We start from the raw sequence: 22,908 nt of genomic DNA on the forward strand, positions 1-22,908 counted from the left end.
CGCCCGCAGGCGTCCTCAGCGGAACATGCTGCGCAGGTTCTGCGCGATCTCGAACAGCGCGGGATTGTGCTTCACCGCGCGCTTGGCCCGGCTGATCGCCGACAGCACGCTGGCCGCCGGCTTGCCGCGCAGGCTGAGCGGAATGAAGCTGTCGACGATTGCTTCGTCGTCCTTGCAGAACAGCCGCTTGTACTCGTCCGAGCCGATGCCGAGATCGAGGGCGCGGTAATCCTGCCCGGCATGGCGATCGATGATGTCGCGCATCAGGATCAGCCCGGGGCTGAACTTGGCATTGGCCGACATCGTGTAGGTGTTGAACATCATCGAGAAGCGATGACCGTCGGAGACGCCGGCGAAGATCGCGATCACTTCCTCGTCGCATTCCAGCGCGTGGATGTCGATCGCATAGCCCTTGCCGTCGGCGCGCGGTGCAAGGCAGGCGGCGCGAATGAACTGTTCGATACCCGGTTCGGCGAACACGTCAGGCAGCTTCTGCTCGGCCATGCGCTGCGGCTTGACGCGGAAGAACCAGTCGAGCAGGCGGCAGACATCGGCGCTCGTGCTCGCGAGGTAGTAGCGGTAGCCGGGCAACGCCTGCAGCTTGCGCTCCTTGCCCTTGAGACGACGGCGGAACGAGTTGCTGATCAGCGTCGCAGGCGCCATGCCCGGCTCGATGACGAGCAGCGGGCAGTCGTTGACCGACGCCTGGTGCGGCAGCAATGCCAGTGGATTGGGCTGGTCCTGCCAGCGCAGCGGCTGCTGGCACAGCACCAGCGCATCGGCGCGCGAGCGTTCGGCGATCGAGCCGATCAGGGCGTTGATGTCGGCCTCGGTTGCGTTGGCGGCGAAATCCTTGTCGCACAGCGCCATGTTGAAGGTCGCATGCTTGCCGCCCATGAAGCTCGCGCAGTTCGCGCCCAGGCGTTGCTCGACGGCAAGCGGCAGCAGCAGCAGCGGCCGGCGTTCGCTGTCATGGGCGACGACGATGAAGGGCCGCAGGCCCTCGCGCTCGCCGACCTGGCGCTGCCAGTTGGCAAGGAAGTCGAAGCGCTGATAGGGCGTGTAGCTGTGTTGCGGCGTCTCGAGGCTGCGCCAGGTCGCTTCCGCTGCCGCGAGGTCATGAAAGATGTCGACGCCGGCAACGCGGATTGCGTTCGGCCACGTTTGCGTCCCCACCGTCTGGCCTTCGATTGCCGCCGCCATGGTCATCTCGGAACCCAAAATTTTTTAAGGTATTAATTTACAGTTCTCGGCTGGGGCCGACCTTCGCAGGGAAATGTCAACAAAGAGTAAGAAGAATGGACCGGCGGTGCGCGGGAACCGCCGGAGAGGGGCGGGGATCTTGGTGCCGGACAACCGGATTTTGCGGCGGGCTAGGGCGGAGCTCGCCTATTTCAGCGGCGCCTTCCGGCTGCGGGAACGCGAGACCGGCGGCGCCGGGGTGATCCTGCGCTTCGCGCGCGTCCGCCCCGCGCACCGGGGGCGGTTTCAACCGCTGAGGTCGCACGAGATCACGCCGGCATTCCTCGATCGCACGATCCGCGCGCTGAAGCGCTGGCGCTACGACATCGTCGGGATCGACGAGGTCTGCCGCCGCGCGGTGACCATGCCGGAGCGCCGCCGCTTTGTTTGCCTGACCTTCGACGGCGCCACCAAGGATATCGTCACCCATGCCTATCCGGTGCTCGCCAGACATGGCGTGCCGTTCACGCTCTATCTGCCGACCGCCTTCCCGGACGGCGTCGGTGTGGCATGGTGGCTGGTGCTCGAGGATATCATCGCGCGCGAGAGCCGGATCAACCTGGTGATCGACGGTCGAGACCGGCACTTCGCGGTCTCAAGCCTGTCGGACAAATACGAGCTGTTCGAGTTCCTGTCGGGCTGGTTGCGCCAGCTGCCGCCGTCGGAGCTGGTCTATGCGGTGAACGATCTGGGCCGGCGTTACTCGGCCGATGCGACGCAATTGTCGCGCGACGCTTCGCTCGACTGGGCGGATCTGGCGAAGCTCGCGGCCGATCCGAACGTGACCTTCGGCAGCGCTACGGTGAACTATCCGGCGCTGTCGAGCGTCAAGGATGCCGCCGCGCAGCGCGAGATGGCGATGGGCAAGGCGGTGGCCGAGAGTGCGCTCCGCCGGCCGGTCAAGCATTTCGCCTATCCCTTCGGCGACCGCGAAGCATTCGCCCGTCCGGATGTGGTGATGGCCGAGGAGACCGGCTTTGCCAGCGCGGTGTCGACCATCTCGGGTGTGGTCGAGGCGCAGGGCCGCACCAATCTCTATGCGCTGCCGCGCATCGCCTGGGATGGCCGGGTGCGCTCGCTACGGATCATGCGCGTGCTGCTGTCAGGGATTATGTTTGCGCCGGTGCGGCCGACGCGGAGCGCGCGTGATGCCATCTCCTGAACTGGAACGGCAGTTCGGCCGGCAAGCGTTCGGCGCGGATCCCGCAGGCTACGATGCCGCGCGGCCCGACTATCCGGACTGGGTGTTTGAGACGCTCAGCGCGCGATGCGGCCTTGGGTGGAACACAGTGACATTCGAGATCGGCGCAGGAACCGGCAAGGCGACCCGACGCTTGCTCGAACTGGGCGCTAACCCGCTGACGGTGGTCGAGCCGGACCCGCGGCTGGCCGATTTCCTGCGCGGGACCAACGCCGGCAAGCCGGTACGGATCGTGGTCGCGCCATTCGAGGACGCCCAGCTGGCAGAAGGTGCTTTCGACCTCGGCGTCAGCGCGACCTCCTTTCACTGGCTTGATGAGGAAAGCGCGCTCGCGAAGATCGTTCGTCTGCTTCGGCCGGGCGGATGGTGGGCCGCGGTCTGGAACGTGTTCGGCGACGACAGCCGGCCCGATCCATTTCACGAGGCGAGCAAGCGATTGTTGCGTGGCCCGACGAGCCCTTCGCAGGGCGCGGGTGGCGTACCCTTTGCGCTCGACAGCGCCGCGCGCCTGACTGCGCTGCGGCGCGCCGGCGGTTTCGACATCGTGGATCACAGCCTCAGCCGATGGCCGCTGATCCTCGACGCTGAGCAGACGGTGGCGCTGTATGCGACCTATTCGAACATCACGGCGCACAGCGATCGCGACCATATCCTGGCCGAAATCGGCCGCATCGCCCGTGATGAGTTCGGCGGACGGGTGGTCAGGAACATGACGACGAGCCTCTACATCGCGCGCCGGTCGCGCTGAGGCCGCCAGACCTAGGCGCGGTCGGGCCGCGACATCCAGGACACGATCGGCATCGCCGGCAGTACCCAGCCGAGGCCCGCGACGACGTAGAAGATGGCCTGCAACAGGCCGGAATTGGCGAGCCACGGGGTCTGGGCGATCGTCATGCCGAGCAGCGACCACACCACGACCAGGATCAGCAGGAAGATGGTTCCGAGCAGTTTGCGGGTGCGTATGGCCATGGCGGATATGTGCAACTCGTGATCAAGAGCGTTTCGGCGGCGCTTGCACCGCGGGCGGGCGGGACTATAAGGGGCGCGAAAATCCAATCAAGTCAGGGCGAAATGGCCGGTATTTCCGCAAAGACATCGCAGCTTCGCGCCGTCAGGATCTGGCTGCTCGCAGTCGCCGGCCTGATCGCGCTGATGGTGCTGGTCGGGGGCGCCACGCGGCTCACCGAGTCCGGCCTGTCGATCGTCGAATGGAAGCCGGTGACCGGCGCGCTGCCGCCTTTGACCGAGGCGCAGTGGACCCAGGCCTTCGAGGGCTACCAGAAGATTCCGCAATACCGCGAGCTCAACGCCGGCATGACGCTCGCGGAGTTCAAGACGATCTTCTGGTGGGAGTGGAGCCATCGGCTGCTCGGCCGGGTGATCGGCGCCGCCTATCTGCTGCCGTTCCTGTATTTCCTGTGGCGCGGCGCGGTGAGCGGCGAGCTGGGGCGGCGATTGTGGATCATCTTCGGCCTCGGCGCGCTGCAGGGCGGCGTCGGCTGGTGGATGGTGGCATCAGGCCTCTCGGAGCGCGTCGAGGTGTCGCAGTATCGGCTGGCGACGCATCTGGTGCTGGCGCTGCTGATCTTCGCGGCGATCGTCTGGACGTTGCGCCGCTTGACCGACCGCCCGTCCGTGATCGCGCCGCTCAGGCTGAAGATCACCAGTGCGGTGCTGCTGGTGCTCACGTTCGTGCAGCTTTATTTCGGCGCGCTGGTTGCGGGGCTGCGCGCGGGCAGGGTCTACAACACTTGGCCCGAGATCGACGGCGGCTTGATCCCGTCGTCTGACCGGCTGTGGTTCGAGACGCCGTGGTGGCGCAATCTGTTCGACAACACGCTGACGGTGCAGTTCGAGCATCGCATGACCGCGTATCTCTTGTTCGCGCTGGCGATCGCCCATGCGATCGATGCCGTGCGTGCGCGCGCCGGCGGCGCTGTCATCGCGGGCGCATGGTGGCTGGTGGCGGCGATCACGCTGCAGGCGACGCTGGGCATCCTGACGCTGCTGCATCAGGTGCCGATCGATCTGGCGCTGACGCACCAGGCGGTTGCGATCGTCGTGCTGACGCTCGCGGTGTTGCAGGCCGAGCGCTTCGCGGCGCGCCGCACCGAGCGGGACCAGCGGACCCTGGTTCCGGTCGGCCAGCCCGGTTGATCGATCAGGACAGGTAGTCGAGCCCGATATCGAGCGCGGCCGAGCTGTGGGTCACCCAGCCGGCTGAGATGAGATCAACGCCGGTGGCAGCAATCGCCGCGGCGGTCGCTGCCGTGATGCGGCCGGAGGCTTCGGTGATCGCCTTGCCGCGCGCCATCCCGACCGCCTGGCCGAGCTGCTCGGTCGTCATGTTGTCGAGCAGCACCGCATCGACGCCAAGCGCCAGCGCTTCCTCGAGCTGCGACAGCGTGTCGACCTCGACCTCGATCTTGACCAGATGTCCGGTATTGGCCTTGGCACGTTCGATCGCGGTGCGAATACCGCCGGCGAGCGCGATGTGATTGTCCTTGATCAGTACGGCGTCGTCGAGGCCGAAGCGGTGGTTGCCGCCGCCGCCGGCGCGCACGGCGTATTTCTCCAGCGCGCGAAGTCCCGGCGTGGTCTTGCGGGTGCAGACGATTTGCGCGCGTGTGCCCGCGACGGCCTTGACCAGCGTCGCGGTTGCGGTCGCAACGCCGCTCAGGTGGCAGAGGAAATTCAGCGCGGTACGCTCTGCGGTGAGCAGGCTGCGGGCCGGGCCGTCGATGATCGCGATGACCTGGTCGGGCTCGACCGCGCTGCCGTCGGGCCGCTCGGCGCGCAGCTCGACGGCCGGCGACACCGTCTGGAAGGCCGTGCGGGCGACATCGAGGCCGGCGATCACGCCGGGCTGCCGTGCCCGCATCACCAGCCGTGCCTGCTGGCTGGCCGGCACGATCGCGTCCGCCGTGATATCGCCGGCGCGGCCGAGGTCCTCGCGTAGCGCGGTCTGCACGATCGGTTCGTACAACAGGGGTAACAGGGGATTGAGGGTCATGACAGGGCACTCCTGGCTGATATCTTGGATTCAACGATGTCGCGCGCGGCGGCGAGCGCATCGGCGCGGGTGAGGGTGGACGGCGCTGCCGACACAGCGGTGTGCGGGAAGTCGGTGCGGAAATGGCCGCCACGGCTTTCCTCGCGCCGGATGGCGGCAACCGCGATCATCAAGCCAACCAATGCTGCGTCGGATGCAGCGCTGGGACTTCGCGCGAGCGGATAGAGGTTTCGGATCGCGCGCGCGATCCCATCGTGGTCGCGCAGCACGCCCAGCCCCTGGGTGAGGATCGGCCGCACCGCGGAGGGATCGGGGGCCGGCGGCAGCGCGTCCTCGCGCAGCATCGCGCGCGGACCCGTGCCCACGCTCTCGATGCTTTCGGCGACCCAGCGCGCGCAGACGATCGCTTCCATCAGCGAGTTGCTGGCGAGCCGGTTGGCGCCGTGCAAGCCGGTGCGTGCGGCTTCGCCGCAGGCCCACAGACCCTGCACGCTGCTACGGCCAAAGCCGTCAACAGCGATGCCGCCCATGTGGTAGTGAACCGCCGGCCGGATCGGGATCGGATCGTGGACGGGATCGATGCCCGCCATCTTGCAGAACGCGCTGATCACCGGATAGCGCCGTGCGAAATCCGCGCCCGGATTCTTGCGCGCATCGAGGAAGGTACGATGCCCCGCCGCACGGTGGTGCCAGACGGCGCGCGCGACGATGTCGCGCGGTGCCAGTTCTGCACCGGGCTGATCGGCCATGAAGCGCTGTCCGGTCTCGTCGATCAGGATCGCGCCGTCGCCGCGGATCGCCTCGGTCAGCAGCGGCATCGGCCGCGACGGACCGTCGAAGGCTGTCGGATGAAACTGCACGAACTCGAGGTCCGACAGTTTTGCGCCGGCATGGGCGGCGAGCGCGAGTCCCTGCCCGAAGCAGCCGCCTGGATTGGTGCTGTCGGCGAATAGCCCGCCGATGCCGCCGGTCGCAATCACCACGCGGTTGGTTGCGATCGTCAGCACGCCGCGATCGCTGGCTGCGAGCACGCCCCTGACCGCATTGTCCTCGACCAGCAGCCGGCGCGCCTCGACGCCTTCCAGCAGCGTGATTGACGGCGTCTGACGGACCGCCGCAATCAGCGCGCGCATGATCTCGCGGCCGGTGCCGTCGCCGGTGGCGTGCACGATGCGATTGCAGCGATGCGCAGCCTCGAGCCCGAGGCGCCAGCTGCCATCGGCGCGCCGGTCGAAGGCGACGCCGACCTCGGCGAGATGCTCCACTGCCGCGGGTGCGGCATGAATGATGCGCGATGCTGCGGCCGCGTCGCAAAGGCCGGCGCCGGCGGCGAGCGTATCGGCGAGATGCAGGGCAGGGCTGTCATCCGGGCCGACTGGCGCGGCTAATCCGCCTTGCGCCCACATGCTGGAGGCTTCGGCGCCGAGCGGCGACTTCGACAGCAGCACGACCGGCTCGGGCGCAAGTTTCAGTGCGGTCATCAGCCCCGCGGCGCCGCCGCCGATGATGACAGGACGGCTGTTGAGATCGGACATATCGGTGCTCATATCGCCAGCATCCTTTCGACGCTCCGGCGCGCACGCTCCGCGATCGCAGGATCGATCGTGACCTCGTGCTGGTTGGTTTCCAGCGCGTGGCGGATGTTCTTCAGCGTGATCCGCTTCATGTGCGGGCAGAGATTGCAGGGGCGGACGAAGTCGACATCCGGATTGCGGGCCGCGATGTTGTCGCTCATCGAGCATTCCGTCAGCAGCACGACGCGCGGCGGGCGCTTGGTCTCGACGAACGACTGCATCGCCGCCGTCGATCCCGCAAAGTCCGCTTCCGCGACCACCTCGGGCGGGCATTCCGGATGTGCGAGGACCGTGACATCGGGATAATTCTCGCGCAGCTGGCGCACGTCGTCGGCGGTGAACAGCTCGTGCACCTCGCAATGACCCTTCCAGGCGATGATCTTCTTGCTGGTCTGCTTGGCGATGTTCTGAGCCAGATATTCATCAGGCAGCATGATGATGCGCTCGGCGCCGAGCGACTCCACCACCTTGAGCGCATTGCCCGACGTGCAGCAGATGTCGGACTCCGCCTTCACCGCGGTCGAGGTGTTCACATAGGCGACCACAGGCGCATCCGGGTATCGCGCGCGCATCAGCCGGACATCCTCGGCCGTGATCGAATCCGCCAGCGAGCAGCCAGCGGCAAGATCGGGGATCAGCACGGTCTTGGCCGGATTGAGCAGCTTCGCCGTCTCGGCCATGAAGTGCACGCCGGCGAGCACGATGATATCGGCGTCGACCTTGGTCGCTTCACGCGCGAGCAACAGGCTGTCGCCGACGATGTCGGCGACGCCGTGGAAGATCTCCGGGGTCTGGTAATTGTGCGCCAGCACCACCGCGTTGCGTCGGCGTTTCAGCGTGAGGATCGCGTCGACGTCCTCGGCGAAAGTGGCCCATTCGAACGGCGGGATGACGCGCTTGACGCGCTCATAGAGCGGCGCGGTGCGGGTGAGCAGATCGGTATCGAGTGCAACCATTTATACTCTCCGTGAGCATAAGATGGCTTATACTTATCCTGAGCATAAGGCGTGTCAAGTACGTGAAAGCGGAAGCTTGGTCCCGGCGACGGCCCGTTCGGCCAATACGGCATGGCGGAAGCGGAACAGCTTGGCCGGCCGTCCGACGGTATCGGCGGCCATTGCGCCAGTCTCTTCAACGAGTTCCTGCTGCTCGATCAGCCGGCGGAAGTTCTGCTTGTGGACCAGCCGGCCTGCGAGCGCCTCAACACTGCGTTGCAGTTGCAGCAGGGTGAACTCGGCCGGCATCAGCTCGAATACCACCGGGCGGTATTTGATCTTGGCGCGCAGCCGCGCGATTCCGGTCGCGAGGATGCGGCGATGATCCGCCGTCATCGGCTTGCCTGGCACGAGCGGCGCCTCGCGGCCATGCGCGCGACCGGCTTCCGGGATCAGCGAGGCCTCCCAGAGCAGCTCGTAGCGCTGCAACACCAGCTCTTCGTTCCAGTCGCGATTGTCGAGGCCGAAGGTGATCGCGCAGCGCTGCCAGCGCTCACGCTGCAGCGTCGGTGAAGCCGCGGCCTTCGCCCATGCTTTCAGCTTCGGTGCGATGATCCTGGCCAGGCATGCCGGTGCGCCAGCGCGATGGTCCTCCCAGGGGAAATAGTCGTACCAGCCGGACCAATGCGCCTCGAAGCCTTCGCCGACCCGGTCCTCGCGGGTCAGGCCGAGATAGCTGATCGAGACGCTGTGTGGCCCCTTGGCGTCGCCGGACCGGCCACGGTCGGCGAAGGTGTAGAGCTGCTCGACATAGCCGAGCGGATGGCCGGTCTGCGCCTCGACCCAGGCCCGCAGCGCGGTCTGCAGTGAGCGGTGGGTGAATTCGAACGGGCCGCTCGGCAGCGCCGAGCCGCCGGCGATGGTCACGATCTTGGGCGCGCCGTCTGTTACGGCGACCAGCACCGCGACGAGGTCGGCGGTGACGGCATTTCCCGAAGCCGGTGGGCTGGTTTTCTTCTGCGGCGATCTGGCCACGCGTTCGTCCCGGGCTAGCAGTAGCCGTAGATGCCGCAGGCGTAGGGCAGGCGGTCCCAATAGGTCACATAGGCGCCGCCGTAATAAGGGCCGTTATAGTTGTAGGAATGCCAGTTGCCATAATAGCCGGGCAGCGACGACGATCCCGGCAGCAGCGGTTCACCCGGTATGTACGGGACGACCGGCTCTGCATTGAGCGGGATCACCGTGGGCTCGACGACCACGAGCTGGCGTCCGCGCCGCACATAGGTCGGCCCTGTGATGGTGGTGTGGTAAACATAATGCCGGCGCGGCAGGCCAGCCGGCAATTGGCGTGCGGCCTTGACGGTTGGGCTCTTGACGACGACAGGGGCGTCGGCGGCGTCAGCAGGCGATATCGCGCACAGCGCGATCGCGAGCGGCAATATCCAGCGCAGCATTCATGGTCTCCCGAATCATCCGGAGCCTATCACTGCCACTCTATGCCGGATTGAACGTTAACGAGAGGCCCGTCGGTATTAAGCGTTAACGAGGCCGCCGGGCGAAATGCCGGAGCGATGCGCCGCACCGCTCCGGAGCGTTCGCGGGATCAGGCGCGCAGGGCCTGGTCGAGGTCGGCGATCAGGTCTTCCTTGTCCTCGATGCCGATCGAGAGCCGCACGACCTCGGGCGCCGCACCGGACTTCACCTTGGCGGCGTCGTCGAGCTGGCTGTGGGTGGTGGACGCCGGGTGGATCACCAGCGAGCGGGTGTCGCCGACATTGGCGAGGTGCGAGAACAGCTTCAGGTTCGACACCAGATTGACGCCGGCGTCATAGCCGCCCTTGAGGCTGAAGGTGAACACCGCACCGGCGCCCTTCGGCGCATATTTGCGCTGCAGGGCATTGTACCTGTCGCCGGGCAAGCCGGCGTAGTTCACCGCCGACACGGCCGGGTGGGTGGAGAGGAATTCCGCCACCGCCTTGGCGTTGTCGCAGTGCTTCTGCATGCGCAGCGGCAGCGTCTCGATGCCGGTCAGGATCATGAAGGCGTTGAACGGCGACAGCGCCGGGCCGAGGTCGCGCAGGCCGAGCACGCGGCAGGCGATCGCGAAGGCGAAATTGCCGAAGGTCTCCTGGATCCGGATGCCGTGATATTCCGGGCGCGGCTCGCTCAGCATCGGGTACTTGTTGTCCTTCGACCAGTCGAAGGTGCCGGCGTCGACGATGATGCCGCCGAGCGAGTTGCCGTGGCCGCCGAGGAACTTGGTCAGGGAGTGCACGACGATGTCGGCGCCGTGGTCGATCGGCTTGATCAGATAGGGCGAAGCCAGCGTGTTGTCGACGATCAGCGGCACGCCGGCCTTGCGGGCAACGGCTGCGATCGCCTCGATGTCGGTGATGCTGCCGGCAGGGTTGGCGATCGACTCGATGAAGATCGCCTTGGTGTGCGGTGTCACCGCGCGCTCAAAACTTTCGACCTCGTCGGGATCGGCCCAGGCCACGTTCCAGCCGAACGCCTTGAAGGCGTGGGTGAACTGGTTGATCGAGCCGCCATAGAGCTTGCGCGCGGCGATGATCTCGTCGCCGGGCTTCAGCAGCTGCTGCAACACGACGAGCTGCGCTGCGTGGCCGGAGGCGACCGCGAGCGCCGCGGTGCCGCCCTCGAGCGCTGCAACGCGCTCCTCGAGCACGGCGTTGGTCGGATTGCCGATGCGGGTATAGATATTGCCGAAGGCCTGCAGGCCGAACAGCGATGCGGCGTGGTCGGCATCGTTGAACACGAATGACGTGGTCTGGTAGATCGGCGTCGCCCGCGCGCCGGTGGTGGGATCAGGCTGTGCGCCGGCGTGCACGGCGAGGGTGGAAAATCCCGGAAGGCGATCGGTCATTCTTTGCGTCCTGTTGTGGCCTGGTCGAAAATGCGCGGCATGCTGATGGCGGCGGCCGCCGCCGTCAAGCGCGTTCGGGACGCCGCCATTTGCTGGAACGGCATCCTACGCTATACCGGTCGAGCGGAACGATTATTCCGCAGCGATGTCAGGTGGTCTCGGTCTTGTTCTTTGCCGCGCGGTCGGATGCCGCAGTCTGGCCGCCGCCAAAGCTCGTGCGGTTGAGCGACAGCCGCATGCCCTGGGTCGGGATCGGCGCACGCTTGGAACTCAGCGTCCGCGAGTTGACGCCCATCCAGGAGATCTCCGACGACAGTCGGCCATACTCGATCTTCGGGCAGCGATTCATCACCACCTTGAGGCCCGCGGCTTCCGCCTTCTCGGCGGCGGCATCGTCGCGCGCGCCGAGCTGCATCCAGATCACCTTCGGCAGCGGCGACAATTTCAGCGCCTCCTCGACGACGGGCATGATGTGGCTCGAATTGCGGAAGATGTCGATCATGTCGATCGGGCGGTCGATGTCCGCAAGCGACGCCACGAACGGCTTGCCCATCAGCGCCTTGCCGACATGGCCGGGGTTGACCGGGATCATGTCGTAGCCGCGCTGCGCCAGATATTTGAAGGCGAAATAGCTCGGCCGCACATTGACCGGCGAGGCGCCAACCATCGCGATCGATTTGACGTTGTTCAGGATGCTGCGGATGTAGTTGTCGTCGTAGGCGTCGTGATTCATTTTGGTCTTATTTATCCTGCCACTTCGGATCGCGCTTCTCGATGAAGGCGCCGATGCCTTCCTCGGCGTCGCGCGCCATCATGTTCTCGGTCATCACCTCGGCGGCGAAGCGATAGGCGTCGGCGAGGTTCATCTCGGACTGGCGATAGAACGCCTCCTTGCCGAGCTTGACGGTGTAGGCCGATTTGAGTGCGACCTTCTCGGCCAGCGCGATTGCGGCGTCGCGTTCGGTGCCTGCCGGCACCACGCGGTTGACGAGGCCGATGCTCTGCGCCGTTGCCGCGGAGACCGGCTCACCGGTCAGCAGCATCTCCATCGCCTGCTTGCGCGGCACGTTGCGCGACAGCGCCACCATCGGCGTCGAGCAGAACAGCCCGATGTCGACGCCCGGCGTCGCGAACGCTGCGGCCTCGGAGGCGACCGCGAGGTCGCAGCTTGCGACGAGCTGGCAGCCGGCCGCGGTCGCGATGCCCTGGACCGATGCCACCACCGGCTTCGGCAGGTGCACGATCGCCTGCATCATCGCGCTGCAGGCGTTCATGATTTGCGCGAAATAGGCGCGGCCGCGGTCGGCATCGGTGCGGCGCGCGGTGAGCTCCTTGAGGTCGTGGCCGGCGCAGAACGCCGGGCCGTTGGCGGCAAGCACGACGGCGCGGATGCTCTTGTCACCGCCGATCTCATTCAGTGCAGCATGCAACTCGCCGATCAGGCCTTCGGAGAGGCTGTTGCGCGCCGCCGGCCGATTGAGCGTCAGTAGCGCGATACTGCCGACGGTCTCGCGCAGCAGGATCGGCTGGTGTTTCGGCGCTTCGGCGCGGACGGCTTGGGCGGACATGGTGAAATTCCACTTTGGTCTGTATGACAACTTAATGTAACAGGCAGGCAGACGCGAGGGCAGGGACCGCATGGCGATTGCGAAAATGAGCGTGGCTGAACTGGAGGAGTTCCTGCGCAAGGAATTTCCGCAGGCGTTCACCTACGACGACATCCGGATCGAAAGCGCCGACGGCGAGACGGCTTTGCTGCGCCAGGCTTTCAGCGAGCGCATGCTGCGGCCGGGCGGCACGGTATCGGGGCCAACCCTGATGGGGCTGGCGGATTTCGCGATGTATGTGGTGCTGCTGTCGGCGATCGGGCCGATCGGCTTGGCCGTCACCACCAATCTCAACATCAACTTCCTGCGGAAGGGCCAGCCGGGGCAGGATGTGCTCGCGGTCGCCAAGCTGCTCAAGCTCGGCAAGCGGCTTGCGGTCGGCGAGGTGAACCTGCTGTCCGGCACCTCGCCCGATCCGATTGCCCATGTCACGGCGACCTATTCCATTCCAAACTAATAGTCTTTTTCACGGTATTATCACACCATATTTGCAAGCTGCTGTTTTTGCTGATCTAATTCCGGCGCATCGGCGTTGACGCGCGCCTGCGGCTTCTCTAGAAACCCACCCAGTTCGGCGCATACGGCGCCGATTTCTTTTTCACGGATTTCACACATGAGCACGTTCTCGGCCAAGCCCGCCGAAGTGACGAAGAAGTGGGTTGTGATCGACGCCAAGGGTCTGGTCGTCGGTCGTCTCGCTACCCTCGTCGCGATGCGCCTGCGCGGCAAACACCTGCCCACCTACACCCCGCATGTCGATTGCGGCGACAACGTCATCATCGTCAACGCCGCGCATGTGGTGCTGACCGGTCGCAAGCGCGAGCAGAAGACCTACTACAAGCACACCGGCTTCATCGGTGGCATCAAGGAGCGCACCGCGAAGCAGATCCTCGAGGGTCGCTTCCCCGAGCGCGTCGTCGAGAAGGCGATCGAGCGCATGATCCCGCGCGGTCCGCTCGGCCGCATGCAGATGGGCAATCTGCGCGTCTATCCGGGTGCCGAGCATCCGCATGAGGCCCAGAGCCCCGAGAAGGTCGATATCGCTTCCCTGAACCGCAAGAACACGAGGGCCGCATAATGTCCGATACGTTGCAGTCCCTCGACCAGCTCTCGCAGGTCAAGCCGGCCGCGCCCGACGCGCCGAAGTACGTCAAGAAGGTCGATAAGTTCAATCGCGCCTACGCCACCGGCAAGCGCAAGGACGCGGTTGCCCGCGTCTGGGTCAAGCCGGGCTCGGGCAAGATCTCGGTCAACACCCGCGAGTTCGAAGTCTACTTCGCCCGCCCGGTGCTGCGCATGATGATCCAGCAGCCGCTGGTCGCTGCCGCCCGTAACGGCCAGTACGACGTGATCTGCACCGTCGCCGGCGGCGGTCTGTCCGGCCAGGCCGGTGCGGTTCGCCACGGCATCTCGAAGGCGCTGACCAACTTCGAGCCCGAGTTGCGCAGCGTCCTCAAGAAGGGCGGCTTCCTGACCCGCGACTCGCGTTCGGTCGAGCGCAAGAAGTACGGCAAGGCAAAGGCCCGCAAGTCCTTCCAGTTCTCGAAGCGCTAATTCGAGTTGTAAAATTCGCGGCAATTGCCGCGAGCATCGAGTTGCAGAGGGCGCCGCGAGGCGCCCTTTTTGCTGCGTCCGATGCCGCGTGCTTCAACGCGAATTAGCGCAGTTTTTCATGAAAACTTGCGTGTGCGTGCAAACGAAATTGGAACTCGGGGCTTCTAGCGTGCGATCTCGCACTGGCGCTGCATCACCGTATTAATTGCGCCTGCGAACGTTGCATCACACCGGGCTGGGGTGACTTTATGTCGTTCGATCCATCGACGCTCTATTTGTTCGCCACCATGGTCGCGGGCATGCTCGGCGCCATGCTGTGGTTGTTCGGCAGGCAGGAGAACATTCCCGCGCTGAAATGGTGGGGCACCGCCTATCTGCTCGGCGCGGCTTCGGTCGCGCTGTGGACGGTCGGCAGCGCGATGCTCGATCCGATGGTGCTGCTGGGCCTCAATGCGATCGGCTTCGCCGCCTGCGGCATGGTCTGGAACGCTGCGCGGATTTTCCACGGCCGCAAAGCCAATCTGCCGGGCCTCCTGCTCGGCCCGATCGCGTGGATCGGTGCAGTGACGACGGTGCAGGATCCGGCGGTGCGCCTGACCATCGGCGCCGGGATCGTCGCGATCTACGCGGCGCTCACCGCATCCGAACTCTGGAGCGAGCGCCGCCGTTCGATGCAGCGGCGCTGGATTGCGATCGTGATCCCGGTCGCCCACGGCTGCGTGCTGATGCTCCCGATCCTGGTCGGCGACCTGCTGCGCCTGAACGGCCAGGATTTCATCTCCAGCTTCTGGGTCACGCTGTTCTCGATCGAGCTCGTGCTGTACGCGATCGGCACCGTGTTCGTGATCTTCATGATGGTGTCGGATCGCGCGGTGGCCGTGCACAAGACGGCCGCGTCGATCGATCCGTTGAGCGGCATGCTCAATCGCCGCGGTTTCACCGAGGCCTGCGTACGGGTGATCGAGCGCGAGGCTGTCGCCGGCCGGCCGGTCACGGTGATGATCTTTGATATCGATCACTTCAAGTCGATCAACGACCGGTTCGGCCATCCCGCGGGCGACGAGATCCTGAAACTGTTCTCCGCCGTGGTGGTCAACAGTCTGAGGATCAGCGATCTGTCGGGCCGGATCGGCGGCGAGGAATTCGCGGCGCTGCTGCCGTGCTCGCTGGAGGAGGGCGTCCTGGTCGCCGAGCGGGTGCGCGAAGCCTTCGCGAACAGCAATATCAGCTGCGAGGAAGGTGCAGTCGACACCACCGTCAGCATCGGCGTCGCCGGTGGTCCCGCCGGGACCGAGCTCGAGGTGCTGCTGGCCTCGGCCGACACCGCGCTCTATCAGGCCAAGCGCGGCGGCCGCAATCGCGTCGAGGCGGCGGAGGAGCTGCCGCTGTCGCTGGAGAATTGGCGGCGCAAGACCGCGGGCCTGCCCGCAGCGGCGCGGCAGAAGCCCGCGGCCGTCCGGATATGAATGCGGCAACGATTGGTTAACCATTCGATCCCATGCTTTCGAACATGGAGTCGATCCGTAGCCGCAATTTGCAATCCGCCCTGATGTCGCTCGAAGCCGACGCGGCTTCGGCAGGCCGCGGCTTCGCCTGCCTGTTCTCGGACTCCGATGAATACGAGACCGCGCTGATCGCCGAACGGCGTGCGCAAGGGCGATACCAGGCGCCGAGGAGCCGCTGGCCGATCGTGATGCTGCTCGGCGTGTTGCTGATGGTCGTGGGGACGGTCCTGCTGCTCTCCTGAGACGCCCTCACACAGTGTGCGCTGGTGCCTGATCCTCCGCCTTGAAGTGATCGATCATCACCTTGGCGATCGCCATCAGCGGCAAGGCCAGCGCTAGCCCCCAGATGCCGAACACGACGCCGAGCAGGATCTGGAACGCGAACAGCGTGGCCGGCGGGATGTCGAGCGCCTGGCGCTGGATGATCGGCGTCAGCACGTAGCTTTCCAGCGCGTGGACACCGAGGAACAGGATGAAGGCGGACAGCGCCGCGATCCATCCTGTCGCGAGGCTCGCCAGTACCACGATCAGGCCGCCGAGGATGGCGCCGACCGTCGGGATGAAGGCCAGCAGGCCGGCCTGGATGCCAAGGATGAACGAGCTCGGAATGCCGATGATGGCAAGCCCGATCCAGGTGACCAGGAACACCGCTGCCATGGTGATGATCTGGGCGATCAGCCAGCGCTCCAGCGTCTCGCCGATGCGGTCGACGATGGTGGTCGCCTGCGCGCGGTATTTGGCCGGCGCGATGAACAACAGCCCTGCGCGGTAGATGCTGGGCTGGACCGCGAAGGCGAGCCCGAGGAACAGCACGATGAAGAAGTTGCCGACCACGCTGACGGTGCCGAGCAGCACTTTCAGCGTCTGACTGATGATGGCGCCGCCGCTGGAGGCCAGCGCGCCGGCGCCGGGGATGCCATGGGACTGGGACGCCGCCGCCGGGGTCGATGTGGTCGTCGCCACCGCGGAGCCTTCGCCCTTAGCCTCGCCGGCGGCATTGGCGAAATCGAGATAGCTGGTATCGACGCCGTGCTGCTCGAGGAATTCCTTGACGCTGCCGAGCTGCGATTTGATCGTGTTGCTCAGCACGGTGGCCTGCTGCGCGATGGTGGTGCCGCCGAGGAACACGATGCCTGACAACAGCCCGGCCATCGCCAGGCAGACGATCGCAAGCCGCAGTGCGTGCGGTAGCCCGGTCAGCCGGCCGAGCAGGGTGGTCATGGCATTGAGGCCGACCCCGAGCAGCATGCCCGCGAACAGCAGGAACAGCGTCGCGGCGAACTGCCAAGCGAACAGCAGCAGGGCGGCGAACAGCACGATGCCGATGCCGCCGACGGCGATCGCCCACGCCAGGTCGTTGCGGGCCTGCAGGCGATTGTCAGCCGAGTCAGTCACGGGTGATTCCCCCTTCGCGGACGGTGTCCGGAGCAGTCTTTGGCGAAAATGCCGCCGGGATCAAGCTGGGCGGGCCGTGCCGGTTTGCCGCTGACGCGCCGTGGCGACGGGGACGATCTGCCGGGCGTCCGGCTGGATTTGGGGCCGGCGGGGCGGCAATCTGTGCAGGACTGCAAGCCCCCCTGTGCAGGAATAGACGGTTGATCCGGCGGGAACTCGAAGGCATGATCGTCTCCGCAACGTCGCAAACTTAGAAGAATCATTGCGCGAGACTTCAATAATGAGACGGCCCGTGGTCGGCGTGATCGGAAACGCCCATCGCATCGAAAATCGTTTCACAGTCCAGATGGTCGGGGAGCGCAACCTTCGCGCGGTTGCCGAGGTCTCGGGTGCCGTGCCGCTGATGTTCGCGGGCAGCCCCGAAATCACCGAGGTCGGCGCCTTGCTCGACGTGGTCGACGGCGTCGTCCTGACCGGCGCCCGCGCCAACGTCCATCCGACCCGCTTCAACACCGAGCCCTGCGCGGCCCACGAGCCCTACGACATCCACCGCGATGACGTGGCGCTCGCGCTGTCGGAGGCCTGCGTCGCGCGCGGCGTGCCGATCTTCGGTATCTGCCGCGGCCTGCAGGAGATGAACGTCGCGTTCGGCGGCTCGCTGCATCCGGAGATCCGCGAGATCCCGGGCCGCATGAACCACCGGATGCCGCGGCTCGAGAACGGCGAGATCCATCCCGATCCGACCGTGGTGTTCGCCGACCGTCACGACGTCGCGTTGACCCCGGGCGGCGCCTTCGCAACGATCCTTGGCCGCGAGACCATCCGGGTCAACTCGCTGCACGGCCAGGGCATCCTGGAGCCCGGCAAGCGCGTCGTGATCGAGGGCATTGCCGAGGACGGCACCATCGAGGCGATCCGCATTGCGGACGCGCCCGGGTTTGCACTCGGCGTGCAGTGGCACGCCGAATACGATCCGCAGCGCAATCCGATCAACCGCGCCTTGTTCGAGGCCTTCGGCGACGCGCTGCGCGAGCGGCGACGGGCGGCGTAAGCAGCTCTGCGTCGTCCCTGCAAATCCACCGCTGCGGTGCCATCCGCCGCGACAACGTCGTGTGCACTTAGACCAGATGAAATCCGCTGCTGGTGTCCGGCACCGGTGGGTAGGGCGTGCCGGCGGGCAAGCCGAGATAGAGATATTCGAGGCCGTAAGCCGAGGCGAAGCTGGAGGTGCTGCTGTCGAGGACGATGTTGTCCGCGGTCCCGAAATGCAGCTCGGGGCGGGTCAGGCCAGAATCCGAGAAGGCCGGCGCATCGTTGACGGACAGGCCGGCGAAGCTCGCATTCACATGCGAGAGGTCGGCGGCGTTGCCGGCGAGGTCGGCGATCGCAGCGCCGTTGAGACTGACGCCGGTCAAGGCGAGCGACGAGGTCGGATTGTCGCTCCCTGACACCAGATAGTCGAAGGCGAGCTTGGTCGGATCGTGCAGCGCCATGGTCGCCGCCGTATCATAGATCGCGTTCGCGCCATTGTTGAGCGTGAGCGAGGGCGTGCCGCCCGACACCGTGACGGCTTCGTTGAAAGCCAGCGTCAAGCCGATGGACGCTCCCGCCGTCTCGGTGCCGGTCATGGGTGCAGCGGTGACGCCTGACGTCTCCGGCGCGGTGGTGTCGATCTGCAGGATGCCGTTGGGATTGGTGGCCGCACCGATCATGCTCGCCTGGTGGCCGTAGGTGTCCGTCAGCGATGCGCCGTGCAGCTGGAATCCCGATACCGCGAGATCGGCGGTGTTGTCGCCGGCAGCAACCGCATAACTGAAGGTCAGGGCGTCGCTGCCACTGCCGCCGGCATAGGTCGCGACACCGCCGTCATTGAGCAGCAGGGTCGGCGTGCCATGCGTGGTGTCCACAGTGACGGCATCGCTCATGTTGAGCGTGAAGGTTACGCTGTGACCGGCGTCGAGATCGCCATTTCCATCCGTGATCCCGGTGCCGCTCGTCGTCACCGACAGCACCGATGGCAGTAGGTAGATCGCGGTGCCGCCATAGCCGTCGCCGCCGACACCGAAGGTCTGACCGGCGAAATTGTCGTTCGGATCGAGCTGGAAGTCGTAGGTCTTGTTGTGCTCGGCGAGCTCGAGCACGTTGCCGGGCAGCAGCGCGACCGTGGCGTTGCTGCCGATGTTGGCGCCGTAGAAGTCGATGGTGTCGCCGATCGCAAAACCACTGATGACGTTGGTGGGCGCTGCGTGTCCGTCGATCTCCAGCGTTCCGCCGCTGCCTTCGAACACGATCGGGGTCGTGCCGGTCGAGGCGTTGTTGTTGAAATCCGCAAGTCCGCCCGCAATGAACACGCCGTCGGCGCTGCCGCCGGCATCGACGTTCAGCGTGGCGCCGGCCTCGACCGTGATGCCGTGGATGACGCCGCCATTGTACACTTCGGCATTTCCGCCGTGCAGGATGGCGCTGTCGGCGATCCCGGAGACATCGAGCGTGCCGCCCGGCTGCACGACCAGGTTGGCGGCGGTCTGGCCGGAGGCGACGTAATAGATCTCGCCGTTGATCACGAAATTGTCGGGAAGCGACGGATCCCATCCCAGCACCTGCATCAAGGTCAGATCATTCTGGGTCAGGCCGTTGATGACGCCGTAATCGCTCTCATTGTTGAAGGAGTCGTTGCCGAACGGGCCCGGCCCGCCGCCGGAGCCGTAGCCGGAATCCCAATCGCCGAGATCGCCCTTGGCGATGTGGTTGTTCCAGCTGCCGAGGCTGGTCGCGCCATCATCGATCGAGAAATAGCCGGTGGAGTGGACCGCGCCGGACGCCAGTTCGCGAACACCGGGTGCAGAAAACCGGAACAGGTCGGGGACGCCCCAGCCGTTGGAATAGTGCTCGCCCTTGACCCCGAGCTCGGAGTCACGGCCCATCACCTCGGTGATCTCGTGCTCGATGCTGCCGACCAGGTAATACTGGTTAGGCCCCGGCGTTGCGGTGGGATTGAACGACCAGTCGGTGTTGGCGCTGGTGCTGAAGCCGACCCAGCCGTCGATGGTGGTGTCATCGGCATTGATCAGGCCGAGCGCCTTGGCCTCGGCGCGACCGATGTCGAACACGCCACCGCCGGTCGGATCGGATGCCGGCAGCGTCGCGAAGGCGGCGAGTTGGTCGGCTGAGGTGCCATGGGCGATCAGCGCGTCCCGGATCGTGGTGTAGTCATAGCGCGGCGCTTCGGCTTCCTCGCTTTCGCCGAGGTCGTTGGCGTTGAGCGCTGCGCCACCGATTTCGCCCCAACCGACATGGATGTTGAGGGTGACGTTGTTGGTGAAGGCGGCGTCGAGCAGGTTCACGACGTAGGAGACCGCGGTCTTGAACGCGGCCGGAGCGCTATTCACGCTGCTGTCGTAGATGATGTTGATCTGCAACGATGCCTCCCCGGCATGCGGCGTCGGCACCAGGATAGGTCAGCTGGGCGGACGAAGCTTGGACTATCCGGCGTCAGACCCGGATCAACCGGCGCCGGGGGCGGGCATCCTCCGTACTAATACGGATACGAAAGTGGCGGATTACCGAGTCGGACTCGGCTAAGCAACAGGGATATTGCTCCGGCGCCGACGGCCCCTTTCCGAATACTGCTTTTCCTTTTCCATTTTCGGGTGCAGCCGACGCGTGGGGTTGGTCGGGATGAATTTGTCGGGCCGTCTGGCGGTCGGGATGATGCTTCCGGTCGTCGTGCTGCTGCTCGCATTGGGCTTCATCCATGGCGTCAGCTGGCCGGGCATCCTGCTCGCGGCTGGCGCGGTTGCGGTGGTGTTGATGAGTGCTGAGGGGATTACGAGGTCGACGTCCGAGCCGCTCGCCCAGATGACACGGGCTGCGGAGACGCTGTCTCGTGGCGAGCCGGTGCCGATCCGCCCTGATGGCAATCCCGAGGCGTCGCGGCTCGCCGCGACGCTTGCCGAGTTGTCGGCGCAATTGGGCAGCAGGCAGATCCTGTTGGAGAAGACCATCGAGAGCATCCGCGATCCGGTGGTGGTCGTCGACCAGCATGGGGTGGTCGTGATCGCCAACGCCGCGGCGCGGCGGCTGTATAGTGTCGAACCCGGCTTCGACACCCTGACCGGGGTTCGCTCGTTCCAGAATTATTTTGCCGACGGCACGACCATGATGCCGATCTCGGACACGCCGGTGGCGCGCGCGCTGCGCGGCGATGACATCGACGATTTCGAACTGATCGTAAGACCTCTGTCGCGGGATCCGGAGGTTTGCCTCGTCGCCAATGCCAGGCCGTTGCGCGACGACGCCGGCAATTTGCGTGGCGCGGTCGCGGTGCTGCACGACGTCACGGCGCAGCGGCGGGCGCATCAGGCTCTGGTCGACAGCGAGCAGATGGCGCAGGCCATCATCAGGACCGCGCTCGACGCCTTCGTCCAGACCGACCAGGACGGCATCGTGCTCGACTGGAGCCCGCAGGCCGAGGCACTAAGCGGCTGGACGCGATCCGAGACGATCGGCTGCCGGGTGGTGGAGCTGGTGTTTCCGGAAGAACTCCGGGATGCGCACAGGCAGCGGATCGCCCGGTTCTTGAACGAGACCGCCGGCGGCGGCATGGGGATGCGATACGAGTCCGAATCCGTGCACCGCGACGGCCACCGCTTCTTCGTCGAGGTCTCGCTCAATGCGCTCAAGCGCGGCGACGGTTATGTCATCAATGCCTTCGTCCGGGACATCACTCAGCGCCGGATCGCCGAGGAGCAGCTGATCCAGGCGCAGCGAACTGAATCGCTCGGGCGACTGACCGGCGGCATCGCGCACGACTTCAACAACATGCTGACCGTGATCACCGGCACGGTCGAGATCCTCGCCGACGGCGTCAAGGACAACCCGCAGCTTGCCGCGATCGCCAAACTGATCAGCGATGCTGCCGATCGCGGCGCGCAGCTCACCTCGAGCCTGCTGGCATTCGCGCGCAAGCAGCCGCTGCAGCCGGCCGAGACCGACGTCAACGACCTGATCGACGAGGTGGTGCGGCTGTTGTCGCAGACACTCGGCTCGCAGACCGAGATCAGGACGGAGCTTGGCCGCGGCGCCTGGCTCGCCTTTGTCGACCGCAGCCAGCTCGGTGCTGCGCTGGTCAATCTCGCCATCAATGCGCGCGATGCCATGCCCGAGGGCGGCACGCTGACCTTTACGACCCGCAACGTCCAGCTCGGCGTTCCCGACGCCGTGGCGCGCGGCGTCGAGCGTGCAGGCGACCATCTCGTGATCGAGGTGAGCGACACCGGCACCGGGATTTCGCCGTCGCATCTGGAGAAGATCTTCGATCCGTTCTTCTCCACCAAGGAGGTCGGGCAGGGCACCGGGCTCGGGCTCAGCATGGTGTTCGGCTTCGTCAAGCAGAGCGGCGGCGGGATCGAGGTCAAGAGCGAGCCGGGACGCGGCGCGATCTTCAGGATCTATCTGCCCAAGGCCGACGGCGCTGCGCCGCGCGCCGCCGAGGAGGACGATCAGCCGGTCAGGGGCGGCAGCGAGACCATCCTGTGCGTCGAGGACGATCCCACGATCCGTGCCTACGTCACCGAGCAGCTCGAAAGCCTCGGCTACAAGGTGCTGGTGGCGGCGAACGCGGACGCCGCGCTCGAGATCGTCAGCTCCGGCTCCGCGTTCGATCTGCTGTTCACCGACATCGTGATGCCCGGCAGCATGAACGGCCGGCAGCTCGCCGATTGGCTGATGGTCGGGCGGCCGGCGCTGCGGGTGCTGTTCACCTCGGGTTACAGCGACGGCGTGCTGCCGGCACAGCAGGGGCGCAGCGGTCACGGCATCCCGCTCTTGACCAAGCCGTATCGGCGCAGCGAGCTGGCGCGCATGCTGCGGCGCTGCCTCGATCTTCAGATCGACTTCCAGGGGGATCCGGTTCCGCAGCCTTACTCCGTGCAGCCCGATCTCGAACGCTTCATGCGCGAGAATCCGCCCGAGAAGACGTAGCGCTCGAACCATCCTG

23 protein-coding genes are annotated in these 22,908 nt (G+C 65.9%); 10 read left to right on the plus strand and 13 right to left on the minus strand.

Annotated elements, in window-relative coordinates:
* Positions 1-15: 15 nt before the first annotated feature.
* Positions 16-1,209: a GNAT family N-acetyltransferase gene (locus JQ616_RS07655; protein WP_212013451.1), complete on the minus strand. Its 1,194-nt coding sequence runs from the start codon at positions 1,207-1,209 to the stop codon at positions 16-18.
* A 133-nt stretch (positions 1,210-1,342) separates the two neighbouring features.
* Between JQ616_RS07655 and JQ616_RS07660 the strand changes: the two genes are divergently transcribed.
* The gene (locus JQ616_RS07660; protein WP_212013453.1) at positions 1,343-2,404 is read left to right on the plus strand and encodes a polysaccharide deacetylase family protein; all 1,062 of its coding nucleotides are present in this window, start codon (positions 1,343-1,345) and stop codon (positions 2,402-2,404) included.
* A 127-nt stretch (positions 2,405-2,531) separates the two neighbouring features.
* A complete protein-coding gene (locus JQ616_RS07665) occupies positions 2,532-3,191 on the plus strand; it encodes a class I SAM-dependent methyltransferase (protein ID WP_349629970.1) in 660 nt (219 codons plus the stop codon).
* Between the two features lie 11 nt (positions 3,192-3,202).
* On the opposite strand, the gene JQ616_RS07670 is transcribed toward JQ616_RS07665, so the two are convergent.
* On the minus strand, positions 3,203-3,412 hold the full coding sequence (locus JQ616_RS07670) for a DUF2842 domain-containing protein (protein WP_050422561.1): 210 nt from the start codon (positions 3,410-3,412) through the stop codon (positions 3,203-3,205).
* A 102-nt stretch (positions 3,413-3,514) separates the two neighbouring features.
* On the opposite strand from JQ616_RS07670, the gene JQ616_RS07675 reads away from it, so the two are divergent.
* Positions 3,515-4,600: a COX15/CtaA family protein gene (locus JQ616_RS07675; RefSeq protein ID WP_212013457.1), complete on the plus strand. Its 1,086-nt coding sequence runs from the start codon at positions 3,515-3,517 to the stop codon at positions 4,598-4,600.
* A 4-nt stretch (positions 4,601-4,604) separates the two neighbouring features.
* Here JQ616_RS07675 and nadC read toward each other — a convergent pair whose 3' ends face one another.
* From nadC to JQ616_RS07715, 8 genes are all read right to left on the minus strand, one after another.
* Positions 4,605-5,456: a carboxylating nicotinate-nucleotide diphosphorylase gene (gene nadC / locus JQ616_RS07680; protein WP_212013459.1), complete on the minus strand. Its 852-nt coding sequence runs from the start codon at positions 5,454-5,456 to the stop codon at positions 4,605-4,607.
* Entirely contained in the window at positions 5,453-7,003 is a 1,551-nt protein-coding gene (locus JQ616_RS07685; RefSeq protein ID WP_212013460.1) for an L-aspartate oxidase, read from the minus strand. Before JQ616_RS07685 ends, nadC begins: the two co-directional genes overlap by 4 nt.
* Positions 7,000-7,986: a quinolinate synthase NadA gene (nadA, locus tag JQ616_RS07690; RefSeq protein WP_212013462.1), complete on the minus strand. Its 987-nt coding sequence runs from the start codon at positions 7,984-7,986 to the stop codon at positions 7,000-7,002. Before nadA ends, JQ616_RS07685 begins: the two co-directional genes overlap by 4 nt.
* Positions 7,987-8,040: 54 nt before the next feature.
* Positions 8,041-9,000, minus strand: a complete 960-nt coding sequence (locus JQ616_RS07695) for an NUDIX hydrolase (RefSeq protein ID WP_212013464.1) — start codon at positions 8,998-9,000, stop codon at positions 8,041-8,043.
* 14 nt (positions 9,001-9,014) lie between these two features.
* The gene (locus JQ616_RS07700; RefSeq protein WP_212013466.1) at positions 9,015-9,419 is read right to left on the minus strand and encodes a hypothetical protein; all 405 of its coding nucleotides are present in this window, start codon (positions 9,417-9,419) and stop codon (positions 9,015-9,017) included.
* A gap of 149 nt (positions 9,420-9,568) precedes the next feature.
* Positions 9,569-10,849: an O-acetylhomoserine aminocarboxypropyltransferase gene (locus tag JQ616_RS07705; protein WP_212013468.1), complete on the minus strand. Its 1,281-nt coding sequence runs from the start codon at positions 10,847-10,849 to the stop codon at positions 9,569-9,571.
* Positions 10,850-10,997: 148 nt separating this feature from the next.
* A complete protein-coding gene (locus JQ616_RS07710) occupies positions 10,998-11,582 on the minus strand; it encodes a CoA-binding protein (protein WP_050405660.1) in 585 nt (194 codons plus the stop codon).
* A 7-nt stretch (positions 11,583-11,589) separates the two neighbouring features.
* The gene (locus tag JQ616_RS07715) at positions 11,590-12,417 is read right to left on the minus strand and encodes an enoyl-CoA hydratase (RefSeq protein WP_212013469.1); all 828 of its coding nucleotides are present in this window, start codon (positions 12,415-12,417) and stop codon (positions 11,590-11,592) included.
* A gap of 70 nt (positions 12,418-12,487) precedes the next feature.
* Here JQ616_RS07715 and JQ616_RS07720 point away from each other — a divergent pair, with 70 nt between their 5' ends.
* Positions 12,488-12,913, plus strand: coding sequence for a PaaI family thioesterase (locus JQ616_RS07720; RefSeq protein ID WP_212013471.1), 426 nt, complete (start codon positions 12,488-12,490; stop codon positions 12,911-12,913).
* Positions 12,914-12,933: 20 nt separating this feature from the next.
* On the opposite strand, the gene JQ616_RS07725 is transcribed toward JQ616_RS07720, so the two are convergent.
* Positions 12,934-13,071: a hypothetical protein gene (locus tag JQ616_RS07725; protein WP_212013473.1), complete on the minus strand. Its 138-nt coding sequence runs from the start codon at positions 13,069-13,071 to the stop codon at positions 12,934-12,936.
* On the opposite strand from JQ616_RS07725, the gene rplM reads away from it, so the two are divergent.
* The 4 genes from rplM (at position 13,070) to JQ616_RS07745 (ending at position 15,757) form a co-directional block, all read left to right on the plus strand.
* Entirely contained in the window at positions 13,070-13,534 is a 465-nt protein-coding gene (rplM, locus tag JQ616_RS07730) for a 50S ribosomal protein L13 (protein ID WP_212013475.1), read from the plus strand. The two genes, JQ616_RS07725 and rplM, sit on opposite strands and share 2 nt — an antisense overlap.
* Complete coding sequence (gene rpsI / locus JQ616_RS07735) at positions 13,534-14,010, plus strand: 30S ribosomal protein S9 (protein ID WP_212013477.1); 477 nt, start codon at positions 13,534-13,536, stop codon at positions 14,008-14,010. The genes rplM and rpsI overlap by 1 nt, the downstream gene beginning before the upstream one ends.
* A gap of 248 nt (positions 14,011-14,258) precedes the next feature.
* On the plus strand, positions 14,259-15,476 hold the full coding sequence (locus JQ616_RS07740; RefSeq protein WP_212013479.1) for a GGDEF domain-containing protein: 1,218 nt from the start codon (positions 14,259-14,261) through the stop codon (positions 15,474-15,476).
* A 44-nt stretch (positions 15,477-15,520) separates the two neighbouring features.
* Positions 15,521-15,757, plus strand: coding sequence for a hypothetical protein (locus JQ616_RS07745; RefSeq protein WP_212013481.1), 237 nt, complete (start codon positions 15,521-15,523; stop codon positions 15,755-15,757).
* Between the two features lie 7 nt (positions 15,758-15,764).
* On the opposite strand, the gene JQ616_RS07750 is transcribed toward JQ616_RS07745, so the two are convergent.
* Positions 15,765-16,910 carry an AI-2E family transporter gene (locus JQ616_RS07750; RefSeq protein WP_212013482.1) on the minus strand — a complete coding sequence of 382 codons (1,146 nt, stop codon included), beginning with the start codon at positions 16,908-16,910 and terminating at the stop codon, positions 15,765-15,767.
* A 280-nt stretch (positions 16,911-17,190) separates the two neighbouring features.
* Between JQ616_RS07750 and JQ616_RS07755 the strand changes: the two genes are divergently transcribed.
* Positions 17,191-17,961 carry a gamma-glutamyl-gamma-aminobutyrate hydrolase family protein gene (locus JQ616_RS07755; RefSeq protein ID WP_212013483.1) on the plus strand — a complete coding sequence of 257 codons (771 nt, stop codon included), beginning with the start codon at positions 17,191-17,193 and terminating at the stop codon, positions 17,959-17,961.
* A gap of 67 nt (positions 17,962-18,028) precedes the next feature.
* Here the strand turns inward: JQ616_RS07755 and JQ616_RS07760 are convergent, their stop codons facing one another.
* The gene (locus tag JQ616_RS07760; RefSeq protein WP_212013484.1) at positions 18,029-20,329 is read right to left on the minus strand and encodes an NF038122 family metalloprotease; all 2,301 of its coding nucleotides are present in this window, start codon (positions 20,327-20,329) and stop codon (positions 18,029-18,031) included.
* Between the two features lie 289 nt (positions 20,330-20,618).
* On the opposite strand from JQ616_RS07760, the gene JQ616_RS07765 reads away from it, so the two are divergent.
* Positions 20,619-22,892 (plus strand): hybrid sensor histidine kinase/response regulator, encoded by a 2,274-nt coding sequence (locus JQ616_RS07765; protein ID WP_249136568.1) that lies wholly within the window; start codon positions 20,619-20,621, stop codon positions 22,890-22,892.
* Positions 22,893-22,908: the final 16 nt, after the last annotated feature.

Origin of the sequence: Bradyrhizobium tropiciagri (assembly GCF_018130545.1) — a bacterium.
Classification (GTDB): Bacteria; Pseudomonadota; Alphaproteobacteria; order Rhizobiales; family Xanthobacteraceae; genus Bradyrhizobium; species Bradyrhizobium tropiciagri_A.

Bases quoted from the DNA above. Each gene is read 5' to 3' on its own strand.
- JQ616_RS07655 (WP_212013451.1), bottom strand. From the start codon at position 1,209: ATGACCATGGCGGCGGCAATCGAAGGCCAGACGGTGGGGACGCAAACG.
- JQ616_RS07670 (WP_050422561.1), bottom strand. From the start codon at position 3,412: ATGGCCATACGCACCCGCAAACTGCTCGGAACCATCTTCCTGCTGATC.
- JQ616_RS07675 (WP_212013457.1), top strand. From the start codon at position 3,515: ATGGCCGGTATTTCCGCAAAGACATCGCAGCTTCGCGCCGTCAGGATC.
- nadC (WP_212013459.1), bottom strand. From the start codon at position 5,456: ATGACCCTCAATCCCCTGTTACCCCTGTTGTACGAACCGATCGTGCAG.
- JQ616_RS07685 (WP_212013460.1), bottom strand. From the start codon at position 7,003: ATGAGCACCGATATGTCCGATCTCAACAGCCGTCCTGTCATCATCGGC.
- nadA (WP_212013462.1), bottom strand. From the start codon at position 7,986: ATGGTTGCACTCGATACCGATCTGCTCACCCGCACCGCGCCGCTCTAT.
- JQ616_RS07700 (WP_212013466.1), bottom strand. From the start codon at position 9,419: ATGCTGCGCTGGATATTGCCGCTCGCGATCGCGCTGTGCGCGATATCG.
- JQ616_RS07705 (WP_212013468.1), bottom strand. From the start codon at position 10,849: ATGACCGATCGCCTTCCGGGATTTTCCACCCTCGCCGTGCACGCCGGC.
- JQ616_RS07710 (WP_050405660.1), bottom strand. From the start codon at position 11,582: ATGAATCACGACGCCTACGACGACAACTACATCCGCAGCATCCTGAAC.
- JQ616_RS07715 (WP_212013469.1), bottom strand. From the start codon at position 12,417: ATGTCCGCCCAAGCCGTCCGCGCCGAAGCGCCGAAACACCAGCCGATC.
- JQ616_RS07720 (WP_212013471.1), top strand. From the start codon at position 12,488: ATGGCGATTGCGAAAATGAGCGTGGCTGAACTGGAGGAGTTCCTGCGC.
- rplM (WP_212013475.1), top strand. From the start codon at position 13,070: ATGAGCACGTTCTCGGCCAAGCCCGCCGAAGTGACGAAGAAGTGGGTT.
- JQ616_RS07725 (WP_212013473.1), bottom strand. From the start codon at position 13,071: ATGTGTGAAATCCGTGAAAAAGAAATCGGCGCCGTATGCGCCGAACTG.
- rpsI (WP_212013477.1), top strand. From the start codon at position 13,534: ATGTCCGATACGTTGCAGTCCCTCGACCAGCTCTCGCAGGTCAAGCCG.
- JQ616_RS07740 (WP_212013479.1), top strand. From the start codon at position 14,259: ATGTCGTTCGATCCATCGACGCTCTATTTGTTCGCCACCATGGTCGCG.
- JQ616_RS07745 (WP_212013481.1), top strand. From the start codon at position 15,521: ATGGAGTCGATCCGTAGCCGCAATTTGCAATCCGCCCTGATGTCGCTC.
- JQ616_RS07755 (WP_212013483.1), top strand. From the start codon at position 17,191: ATGAGACGGCCCGTGGTCGGCGTGATCGGAAACGCCCATCGCATCGAA.
- JQ616_RS07765 (WP_249136568.1), top strand. From the start codon at position 20,619: ATGATGCTTCCGGTCGTCGTGCTGCTGCTCGCATTGGGCTTCATCCAT.